The organism is Massilia sp. YIM B02763 (assembly GCF_030412015.1).
Classification (GTDB): domain Bacteria; phylum Pseudomonadota; class Gammaproteobacteria; order Burkholderiales; family Burkholderiaceae_D; genus Telluria.
In genome coordinates this window covers 746,001-756,581 of record NZ_JASNRD010000001.1, presented here as the reverse complement: position 1 = coordinate 756,581, position 10,581 = coordinate 746,001, and the positions used below count along the sequence as shown (strand labels likewise).

Below are 10,581 nucleotides of genomic sequence, written 5' to 3'. Positions count from 1 at the left end.
ATTGGGTAGCGCGCTGAATTCGCCCCTCGCCTGGCTCGTGGTAGGCGTGGGTGCCGCCCTGGGCGCCTGGCTGCGCTGGGCGCTGTCCGTGCTGTTCGCCCAGTTGCACCCTTTTATCCAGCTCGGCACGCTGACCGTCAATCTCGCCGGCGGCTACCTGATCGGTCTCGCGCTCGGCTTCTTCGGCGACCACGCGGCGCTGAATCCGGCCTGGCGCCTGTTCGCCATCACCGGTTTCCTGGGCGGGCTGACCACGTTTTCCAGCTTTTCCGGCGAGGCGATGGTGCTGCTCCAGCGTGGCGAGTACGGCTGGGCGCTGGCGCACTCCGGCCTGCACCTGGTCGGCTCGATCGCGTTCTGCATCGCGGGTTTCGCTACCTGGCGTGCCATGGCCTGATACTGGCGTGCCCTTCGCTTGCGCGCAAGGCGCGGCTATTGCAATCTGGCAAAGTCTAATTTTCTTTGACCGGAGAACCGCATGAACCAGCACACTGTCACCCGCCCCAGCGCCGCTTTCGTCGGCGCGTCCTGGGCATCCATGATCGCCGGCGTGGCCGCCTTCCTGATCGGCTTGTGGAACGCCCAGATGCAGCTCAACGAAAAGGGTTACTACCTGACGATTCTGCTGTATGGCTGCTTTGCCGCGGTGTCGCTGCAGAAGACCCTGCGCGACCGCGCCGAGGGCCAGGCGGTCACGGGCATGTACCTGAACCTGTGCTGGGTATCGCTGGCGGCGTCCGTGCTCCTGCTGGCCGTGGGACTCTGGAATGCGGCGTTGCTGCCGAGCGAAAAAGGCTTCTACGGCATGTCCTTCGTATTGACGCTGTTCGCCATCGTCGCCGTCCAGAAGAACGTGCGCGACCTGGCCGCCATTGCTGGCCGGGCGCCGCTTGCGCCCCAGGCTTGATCCGCAGGGCGCGGCAACGCGCCAGGGCCTGACCGTCCGGATCAGGCCGTTTCCGGCGTGTGGTTTGTCTTTGTGACCTGTCCAAACGGCGCGTTCGCGCGCCGCCATCGGCGCGTATGATGGTCTGCGTTCATGGGGATGCCACCTGTATGCGAGCCGGCAGCGACACTTTGCTCATGGCAATTTCGTATCTTGAAAAGCCGATACGTCATCCTTAGATTGGTTCCATCCTGAATACCAACCTAACAAGCTAGGGGCAAACATATGCGGCAAGACAAATTGACGACCAAGCTCCAGGAAGCGCTCTCGGATGCCCAGAGCCTGGCCGTCGGCAATGAAAACCAGTACATCGAACCTGTCCACCTGCTCGGCGCGCTGCTGAACCAGGACGACGGGGGCGCCCGCTCGCTGCTGCAGCGGGCCGGCGTGAACGTCGGCGGCCTGCAGAATGCGCTGAAAAGCGCGTTCGAGCGCCTGCCGAAAGTCTCCGGCAACGGCGGCGACGTGCAGGTCGGACGCGAACTCGTCTCCCTGCTGAACCTGGCCGACCGCGAGTCGCAGAAGCGCGGCGACCAGTTCCTGTCCAGCGAGATGGTGCTGCTGGCGCTGACCGAGGACAAGTCGGACGCGGGCCGCCTGGCGCGCGAACACGGCCTCGCCCGCAAATCGCTGGAATCGGCCATCTCGGCCGTGCGCGGCGGCGAGTCCGTGAATTCCCAGGATGCCGAAGGCCAGCGCGAGGCGCTGAAGAAATACACGCTCGACCTGACGGAGCGTGCCCGCCAGGGCAAGCTCGACCCCGTGATCGGCCGCGACGACGAGATCCGCCGCGCGATCCAGGTGCTGCAGCGCCGCAGCAAGAACAATCCCGTGCTGATCGGCGAACCGGGCGTGGGCAAGACGGCCATCGTCGAAGGCCTGGCCCAGCGCATCGTCAACAACGAGGTGCCGGACTCCCTGAAGGGCAAGCGCGTGCTGTCGCTCGACATGGCGGCCCTGCTGGCCGGCGCCAAGTTCCGCGGCGAGTTCGAGGAACGCCTGAAATCCGTGCTGAAGGAACTGGCGCAGGACGAAGGCCAGACCATCGTCTTCATCGACGAGATCCACACGATGGTCGGCGCCGGCAAGGCCGAAGGCGCGATGGACGCGGGCAATATGCTGAAACCGGCGCTGGCGCGCGGCGAGCTGCACTGCGTCGGCGCGACCACGCTGGACGAGTACCGCAAGTACGTGGAGAAGGATGCCGCGCTGGAGCGCCGCTTCCAGAAGATCCTCGTCGACGAGCCGAGCGTGGAGGCGACCATCGCCATCCTGCGCGGCCTGCAGGAAAAGTACGAGCTGCACCACAAGGTCGAGATCACCGACCCCGCGATCATCGCCGCGGCCGAGCTCTCGCACCGCTACATCACGGACCGCTTCCTGCCGGACAAGGCGATCGACCTGATCGACGAGGCCGCGGCCAAGATCAAGATCGAGATCGACTCCAAGCCGGAAGTGATGGACCGCCTGGACCGCCGCCTGATCCAGCTGAAGATCGAGCGCGAAGCCGTCAAGAAGGAAACCGACGAAGCCTCGCAGCGTCGACTGGAGCTGATCAACGAGGAGATCGCGCGCCTGGAACGCGAGTACAACGACTACGAGGAAATCCTCAAGGCCGAGAAGGCGGGCGTGCAGGGCACGACCCACATCAAGGAAGAGATCGAGCGCATCCGCCTGCAGATGGACGAGGCCAAGCGCCAGAGCAACTGGCAGCGTGTCTCGGAGCTGCAGTACGGCCGCCTGCCGGAGCTGGAAAAGCAGTTGAAGGACGCCGAGGAAGCGACCACGGCCGAGCAGACGGGCGGCAAGCCGCGCCTGCTGCGCACCCAGGTCGGCGCCGAGGAGATCGCGGAAGTGGTGTCGCGGGCGACCGGCATTCCGGTGGCGCGCATGATGCAGGGCGAGCGCGACAAGCTGCTGCACATCGAGGAGAAGCTGCATGAGCGCGTGGTGGGCCAGGACGAGGCGATCGTCGCCGTGTCCGACGCGATTCGCCGTTCGCGCGCCGGCCTGTCCGACCCGAACCGTCCGTACGGCTCCTTCATGTTCCTGGGCCCGACGGGCGTGGGCAAGACCGAGCTGTGCAAGGCGCTGGCGAACTTCCTGTTCGATACGGAGGAATCCCTGATCCGCATCGACATGAGCGAGTTCATGGAAAAGCATTCCGTGGCCCGCCTGATCGGTGCGCCGCCGGGCTATGTCGGCTACGAGGAGGGCGGCTACCTGACGGAAGCCGTGCGCCGCAAGCCGTACAGCGTGATCCTGCTCGACGAGATCGAGAAGGCGCACCCGGACGTGTTCAACGTGCTGCTGCAGGTGCTGGACGACGGCCGCATGACGGATGGCCAGGGCCGCACGGTCGACTTCAAGAACACCGTGATCGTCATGACCTCGAACCTGGGTTCGCACAAGATCCAGTCGATGGACAGCGACGAGCCGGAAGTCGTCAAGCTGGCCGTGATGGCCGAGGTGCGCGGCCACTTCCGCCCCGAGTTCATCAACCGGATCGACGAGATCGTCGTGTTCCACGCGCTCGACGAGAAGAACATCGGCTCGATCGCCAAGATCCAGCTGCGCGGCCTGGAGCAGCGCCTGGAGAAGATGGAGATGCACCTGGAGCTGTCCGACGCCGCGCTGCAGAAGATCGCGGAAGCGGGCTTCGACCCGGTGTACGGCGCCCGTCCGCTCAAGCGCGCGATCCAGCAGCAGATCGAGAATCCGCTGTCGAAGGAAATCCTGGCGGGCCGCTTCGGACCCAAGGACACGATCCGCGTCGATACGCGGGGCGGGCAGCTGGTGTTCGAAGGGGAGACGGCTGCGGTCGACCTGGCGAAGTGATGTAGTAGACGTCGTCCCCGCGCAGGCGTGATAGTGCCGGGGGCACTATCACGCCTGCGCGGGGACGACGGTTTTTCTTGCATTGGCAAGATTACGTGTTTAATATCTATCCCGCTGTCTCCCGACAGCCGTAAGCGTTTACGTCAACCAACGCCCATTGGACCATGCCGCGCGTGCGGGCGAGTCCGGGGGCGCTTGCGTTTCCGAACCGCTTGCATCGTGTGACATGGCTCCAGTTTCAACTTCTTGGAGCTTCAGTAAATGTCTTCCGTCAATCACACGATGAAACTCAATCACATCAGCTTTCCTTCGCTCGACGTCGCGGCCACGGCCGGCTTCTTCGAACGCCATCTCGGCTGCACTGTCACGCCCTTCGATACCAGCGCCGTCGTCAAGCGCCACGACTTCGATATCGTGATCGAGGATGCGACGGGCCGTGCCGTCGACTGGCCGCACAATTTCCACATCGGCTTCGAATTGCCGACGGCTGGTGACGTCGCGCGCCTGTACGCGGAGTTCAAGGAAGCAGGGGTGAGGATGCGTACGGGACTGATCAAGGCGGTGCGCGGTTCGCGCTTCTTTTGCGAGATTCCCGGCGGCGTGCTCGTCGAGATCAATACGCGCGAGGACGCGGCCGAGCAGTACCGCGCGTCATTTGGACTGGCGCCGGCGGCGTGACGTCCTGGCGCCGATGCCGAGCAAGCCCAGGCCGCCGCACAGCATCGCATAGGTCTGTGGTTCCGGCACGGAGCCGATGCCGGCCGGCTTGCCGCCGACGCCGGCACGGACCGGCGCGGCGGCCGGGGAGGGCGTCGCCGCGGCGCGCGTATCGGCGGCGGCGACCATGCCGGACGTGCCGGCCTGGTCCTGTTCGACGCACGGCCCGTCCGGGCAGGCATCGTGGGTGTCGCCGGCCTGTGCGAGCAGGGGCTCGCCGGATGCCGGTACCAGCGCATCGCTAAATGCGGTGCCGCGGGCGGGGGCCAGCTCGACGGCGCCCTCCTGCGGCGTCGCGGCAAACGCGCCGGTGCCGGCCGCCATCAGGATGGCCAGCAGTACTGCCTTCGGTCCCGCGTTCCGTATGACATGGGGCGGATGGCTCATGGGAATCTCCTGAACGGATGGGTCCGGCCCCTCGCGTCCTGCGAGCGGGCCGGCTTTGAAACGGATGAGTCATGCACGCTCAGCCTAAGGCGCTTTGCTGCACTGCTTCTGTTAAATGGCTAACACAGCATCCGTAACAGTCGTGTTACACCCGCTTGCCACTCGTTCGGCCATCGCCGCAGCGCAGCATGCATTCCCACCAAGTTTTTTCGTATCGTGAAAAGCGGTTCACAGATGTGGAAAGCACTGTGGCGGACATCGGCGGCGTTTTCCCATTTGAAGAAACCCGATGCCGCATCATGAAATTGTAATCACAAGTGATTGATTATTCAGGGAATAAAAATACTCCTGTGTCTTATATAAGAGTGTGGTGCACGCTTGCGAAAGGCCTAAGATGTTCTCAACAGCCGCTTTCTATTCACCACCTTTCAACCATTATCGGGAGAACACCATGGCAACTCGTGAACAGCAAATCGCCGCCCTGCAGCAAGCCTGGAACAATGAACCGCGCTGGCAGGGCGTGGTCCGCAACTACACGGCCGAGGACGTCGTGCGCCTGCGCGGTTCGGTCCAGATCGAACACACGCTGGCGCGCCGCGGCGCCGAGAAACTGTGGGACCTCGTCAATAGCGAACCCTATGTGAATGCGCTGGGTGCGCTGACGGGCAACCAGGCGATGCAGCAGGTGAAAGCCGGCCTGAAGGCCATCTACCTGTCCGGCTGGCAGGTGGCGGGCGACGCCAACCTGGCCGGCGAGATGTATCCGGACCAGTCGCTGTATCCGGCCAATTCGGTGCCCATGGTCGTCAAGCGCATCAACAATACCTTCCAGCGTGCCGACCAGATCCAGTGGTCCGAAGGCAAGGACGACATCGATTACTTCGCTCCGATCGTGGCCGATGCCGAAGCGGGCTTCGGCGGCGTGCTGAACGCCTACGAGCTGATGAAGTCGATGATCGAGGCGGGCGCGGCCGGCGTCCACTTCGAGGACCAGCTGGCATCCGTCAAGAAATGCGGCCACATGGGTGGCAAGGTGCTGGTGCCGACGCGCGAGGCGGTCGAGAAGCTGACGGCGGCGCGCCTGGCGGCCGACGTGATGGGCACGCCCACGCTCGTCATCGCCCGCACGGATGCCGAGGCGGCGGATTTGCTGACCTCGGACGTCGACGCCAACGACAAGCCGTTCTGCACGGGCGAGCGTACGGTGGAAGGCTTCTTCCGCGTCAAGCCGGGCATCGAGCAGGCGATTTCCCGCGGACTGGCGTATGCGCCATATGCCGACCTCGTGTGGTGCGAGACGGGCAAGCCGGACCTGGCCTTCGCCAAGCGCTTCGCCGAGGCGATCCACGACAAGTTCCCGGGCAAGATGCTGGCGTATAACTGCTCGCCCTCGTTCAACTGGAAGAAGAACCTGGACGATGCCACCATCGCCAAGTTCCAGCGGGAGCTGGGCGCGATGGGCTACAAATTCCAGTTCATCACGCTGGCCGGCTTCCATGCGCTGAACTACAGCATGTTCAACCTGGCCCACGGTTATGCGCGCACCGGCATGTCGGCCTTCGTCGAGATGCAGGAAGCGGAATTCGCCGCCGCCGACAAGGGCTTCACGGCCGTCAAGCACCAGCGCGAAGTGGGTACGGGCTACTTCGATGCCGTCACCCAGGCGATCCAGCAGGGCCAGAGCTCGACCACGGCGCTGCACGGCTCGACCGAGGACGAGCAGTTCTTCGACGAGAAGAAGGTCGCCTGAAGAAGGTCGAATCGGCTTCCTCCGGGCCGTCGCGAGACGGCCGGCCGCGGCGCCCGCGAGTGCGCCGCGGCTTTTTTATTGCCGGGGAATTCGTCGAAGGGCCTGTCTTGATGGGATAATTGCGGTTTCGCCGCCCCATGTTCTACCCCGGGACGGCATGCGATCACGATTGGAATCCCTATGTTCAGCTACCGCCACGCCTTCCACGCGGGTAACCACGCCGATGTCCTGAAGCACTTTATTCAGGTTCAGTTGCATCAATACATGAACCAGAAGGATGCGGCCTACACCTATATCGACACCCATTCCGGCGTCGGCGTGTATGCGCTGGACAGCGCCCAGGCCGTCAAGAGCGGGGAGTCCGAAGGCGGCATCGCGCGCCTGTGGGAGCGCGACGACCTGCCGCCGGCGCTGGCCGAATACGTCGAGCTGGTGCGCAAGATGAACCCCGCTGGCCGCCTGCGCTTTTATCCGGGCTCGCCCTACGTGGCCGAGCAGGTGGCGCGCGCCCAGGACCGCCTGCGCCTGTTCGAACTGCACCCCGCCGACATCCGCCTGCTGGCCGAGAATTTCCGCAAGCTGGAAGCGCACAAGGCCGAGCAGGGCGAGCGGCCGCGCGGCAAGCGCGTCATCGTCGAGTACGCGGACGGCTTCCAGAGCCTGAAGGCGCTGCTGCCGCCGCCGTCGCGCCGCGCGCTGGTGCTGGTCGACCCGCCGTACGAGGTCAAGCTGGACTACAAGCACGTGCGCGATGCGCTGGAAGACGCGCTGGGCCGCTTCCCGTCGGGCATGTACGCGGTCTGGTATCCGGTGCTGCAGCGCATGGAATCGCGCCAGTTCCCCGACCGCCTGAAGCGGCTGCCGGCCAAGGAGTGGCTGCACGTGACGCTGACCGTGTCCACGCCGGGCCCGGACGGCACCGGCATGCACAGCAGCGGCATGTTCATCCTGAACCCGCCCTACACGCTGGAAGCGGCGCTGCGCGAGACGCTGCCCTACCTGGTGAAGGTGCTGGGCACGGACAAGGGCGCGACCTTCCGCATCGAGACGGGCACCCAGGTGACGGGCGCCATGCCGGGCCTGGCCGGCGCCGAACGCAGCGGCGGCCGCCAGCCGGTCGGCAATGCGCGCCGCGCCAGTCCGCTGTCGGGCAAGGGCAGCCTGCGCCTGCCGGGCCAGGCCTTCGGCGACGGCCCGCGCGGCCGCGCGGCGGAAGGGCAGGAGGGGCAGGATCGGAAGGCCGAGGCGCCGCGCCGGGCCGGCCAGCGTCCGGCGGCGGATGCGCGGCCGGGCCAGGGAAGCACGGGAAAGGCTGGCGCGGGGCAGGGACGTCCGGGCCAGGCACGCCCGGGTCAGGCACGCAGCGGCGAAGCACGCTCCGGTCAGGCGCGCGAGAGCGAAGGCCGCCCGGCGTCGGCGCCGTCTGGAGCACGCCCGGGAGTGCGCCTGGCGGCAACGGGTGAGGCGCCGCGCCGTCCGGCCAAGCGCAATGGCCCGGGCCGTCCTTGAGCGGGACGGCGCCGCCCGATATCGTTGTTCACGTAGCCGGAACGGGTGCGCTGAAACGATTTGATACGATGTCGAAATGTAAAGACTGCCCGTCTGTAGTATAGTCAGCCCCGAGTTCCGGCGAGTCCGGACCGGGCGCGCATGGTGCGTGCCACGTCATTCCAGGAGTTTTGCATGCATGCGGTAGCAACGGCAGTCTCGTCCATGCCGTCCGATGAATTTTTTCTGGCGCGTCAGCCGATACTCGGGCGCGACCAGAAGCTGGTGGCGTTCGAGCTATTGTTCCGCGCCGCCCCGGAGCACGAGGACGCGCAACTGACCGATTATGCCGCTGCCACCGCCGCCGTGATTTCCCACGCCTCGCAGCTGGGCATGAAACAGGTGGTCGGAGAGCAGGTTGCCTTCGTCAATGTCGACGAAGTGGTGTTGATGAGCGACTTCGTTCGATTCTTGCCTCCCAATAAGGTCATCCTCGAAATCCTCGAAACCGTGCGTCCCACCGAAGGTGTGCTGGCGCGCGTCAAGGAATTGAAAGAGCTCGGTTTCAAATTCGCACTCGACGATGTTATAGGCCATTCCGAGCTGGTTAGCAAGCTGATCGATTTCGTCGACGTGATCAAGGTGGACCTGCAGGGCGTCAGCCAGGACGAGCTGGCCGCGCTGGCGCGCTCGCTGCGCAGTCCCGGCCGCAAGCTGCTGGCCGAGAAGGTCGAGACGGTCGAGGAATTCCAGCTGTGCCTGGAACTCGGCTTCGAATATTTCCAGGGATACTATTTCGCCCGCCCCGCCATCCTGTCGGGCAAGAAGATCACCCCCTCCGAGATGGTGCTGCTGCGCATGATCGAGCTGATCAATGCGAATGCCGGCAACGACGCGATCGAGGAAGCCGTCAAGCGCGACCCGCTGCTGAGCCTGAACCTGCTGCGCCTCGTCAACAGCCATCTCGGCGGCAGCGGCGGCCGCATCGAATCGATCTCGCAGGCGCTCGAGCAGCTCGGCCGCAGCCAGCTGCAGCGCTGGATCCAGATCCTGCTGTACAGCGGTCCGGACGGCAACGTCGAGCTGAATTCGCCGCTGCTGCAGCTGGCGACGACGCGCGGCCGCCTGCTCGAACTGATGACGCTGACGCTGCGCCCGGGCGACACGGCCGGCGCCAATGCCGCGTTCACGGTCGGCATCATGTCGCTGATGGATGCGCTGTTCTCGCTGCCGATGGAAGAGATTTTGGCGCGCGTCGACGTCTCCCCCGAAGTGCGCGCCGCCCTCCTGCACCGCGAGGGCGACTACGGCGCGATGCTGGGCGTGGCCGAGGAACTCGAAGGCGCCCAATGCAACCGCGCCCTCGCGGCGGCGCTGGACCGCCTGGGCCTGTCGGCCAAGCAGATCCGCGAAATCGAACTGGCCGCCTTCGGCTGGGTGCGCGAGCTAGGCGAAGAAATCCGCTGATTCCCACCCCGAAAATTCGGGGTCAGAGCACATTAAGCTGCAAATTCGGGGTCAGAGCACATTTTGTGGCAATTGACCCCTGTCTCTTTCCAAAAACCGGGCTCTGACCCCGGCTCTGACCCCGGTTTTATTTTTCTCTAAGCGACGAGCTCGGCCGCGCTGGGAGTGGGTTGGATCAATTGATCAAAAAAGTGCTCTGACCCCGAATTTGGTGAAAAATGTGCTCTGACCCCGAATTTATTGGGCCAGGAACAGGAAGACGGTCGGTTTCTTGTGGAAGTCCGGGGCCTTGCCGGCTGCGAGCTGTGCTTTCCACTTGGCAGCCGTCAGCGTGCGTACGGATTCGGTCGGCAGCGACAGGTCCGTCGCGACGCAGACCAGGGTGCCGGGCTGGCAGGCGGCGACGATGGCTTCCAGCATCGCGCCGTTGCGGTAGGGCGTTTCGATCAGCAATTGCGTCTGCTTTTCGCTGCGCGAGCGCTGCTCCAGCTGGACGATGCGCTTGCTGCGCTGGGCCGCATCGGTCGGCAGGTAGCCGTTGAAGGCGAAGCTCTGGCCGTTCAGGCCGCTTGCCATGACGGCCAGCAGCAGCGACGACGGTCCCACGAGGGGGCGTACGGCGATGCCGTGCTGGTGGGCCAGGCGTACCAGGTCGGCGCCCGGATCGGCCACGGCCGGCACGCCCGCCTCCGAGACCAGGCCGGCGTCGCGGCCTTCGAGCAGCGGCGCCAGCAGGGCAGTCAATGCCTGCGCCGGGGTGTTCACGTTCAGTTCGGCGATCTGGATTTCCTGCAGCGGCTTGGCGAGCGGATGGCCGATGCCGACCAGTTTCAGGAAGGCGCGCGCCGTCTTGGCGTTTTCGGCGACGAAGTAATCGAGCTTGCTGGCGATGTCCTGCACCTGTTCGGGCAGGATGTGCGACAGCGCGTGCGGGGTCGCTTCGGTCGGGCCGAGCGTGTTCGGGATCAGGTAGAGGGTACCGGGCATG

The 10,581-nt window shown here is 65.1% G+C and carries 9 protein-coding genes; 7 read left to right on the top strand and 2 right to left on the bottom strand.

Features of this window, described 5'->3' with window-relative positions:
- Window position 1: 1 nt before the first annotated feature.
- From crcB to QPK32_RS03225, 4 genes are all read left to right on the top strand, one after another.
- A complete protein-coding gene (gene crcB, locus QPK32_RS03240) occupies window positions 2-397 on the top strand; it encodes a fluoride efflux transporter CrcB (RefSeq protein WP_290411322.1) in 396 nt (131 codons plus the stop codon).
- Window positions 398-478: 81 nt separating this feature from the next.
- The gene (gene yiaA, locus QPK32_RS03235; protein WP_290411321.1) at window positions 479-907 is read left to right on the top strand and encodes an inner membrane protein YiaA; all 429 of its coding nucleotides are present in this window, start codon (window positions 479-481) and stop codon (window positions 905-907) included.
- Window positions 908-1,171: 264 nt separating this feature from the next.
- A complete protein-coding gene (gene clpB / locus QPK32_RS03230; protein ID WP_290411320.1) occupies window positions 1,172-3,784 on the top strand; it encodes an ATP-dependent chaperone ClpB in 2,613 nt (870 codons plus the stop codon).
- A gap of 282 nt (window positions 3,785-4,066) precedes the next feature.
- Window positions 4,067-4,462, top strand: coding sequence for a VOC family protein (locus QPK32_RS03225; protein WP_290411319.1), 396 nt, complete (start codon window positions 4,067-4,069; stop codon window positions 4,460-4,462).
- On the opposite strand, the gene QPK32_RS03220 is transcribed toward QPK32_RS03225, so the two are convergent.
- A complete protein-coding gene (locus QPK32_RS03220) occupies window positions 4,436-4,888 on the bottom strand; it encodes a PEP-CTERM sorting domain-containing protein (RefSeq protein WP_290411318.1) in 453 nt (150 codons plus the stop codon). The two genes, QPK32_RS03225 and QPK32_RS03220, sit on opposite strands and share 27 nt — an antisense overlap.
- A 451-nt stretch (window positions 4,889-5,339) precedes the next feature.
- Here QPK32_RS03220 and aceA point away from each other — a divergent pair, with 451 nt between their 5' ends.
- The 3 genes from aceA (at window position 5,340) to QPK32_RS03205 (ending at window position 9,593) form a co-directional block, all read left to right on the top strand.
- On the top strand, window positions 5,340-6,638 hold the full coding sequence (gene aceA / locus QPK32_RS03215; RefSeq protein ID WP_290411317.1) for an isocitrate lyase: 1,299 nt from the start codon (window positions 5,340-5,342) through the stop codon (window positions 6,636-6,638).
- A gap of 264 nt (window positions 6,639-6,902) precedes the next feature.
- Window positions 6,903-8,147 (top strand): 23S rRNA (adenine(2030)-N(6))-methyltransferase RlmJ, encoded by a 1,245-nt coding sequence (gene rlmJ, locus QPK32_RS03210; protein WP_290411316.1) that lies wholly within the window; start codon window positions 6,903-6,905, stop codon window positions 8,145-8,147.
- 174 nt (window positions 8,148-8,321) lie between these two features.
- Window positions 8,322-9,593, top strand: a complete 1,272-nt coding sequence (locus QPK32_RS03205; protein WP_290411315.1) for an EAL and HDOD domain-containing protein — start codon at window positions 8,322-8,324, stop codon at window positions 9,591-9,593.
- Window positions 9,594-9,830: 237 nt separating this feature from the next.
- On the opposite strand, the gene QPK32_RS03200 is transcribed toward QPK32_RS03205, so the two are convergent.
- Window positions 9,831-10,580, bottom strand: coding sequence for an SAM-dependent methyltransferase (locus QPK32_RS03200; RefSeq protein WP_290411314.1), 750 nt, complete (start codon window positions 10,578-10,580; stop codon window positions 9,831-9,833).
- Window position 10,581: the final 1 nt, after the last annotated feature.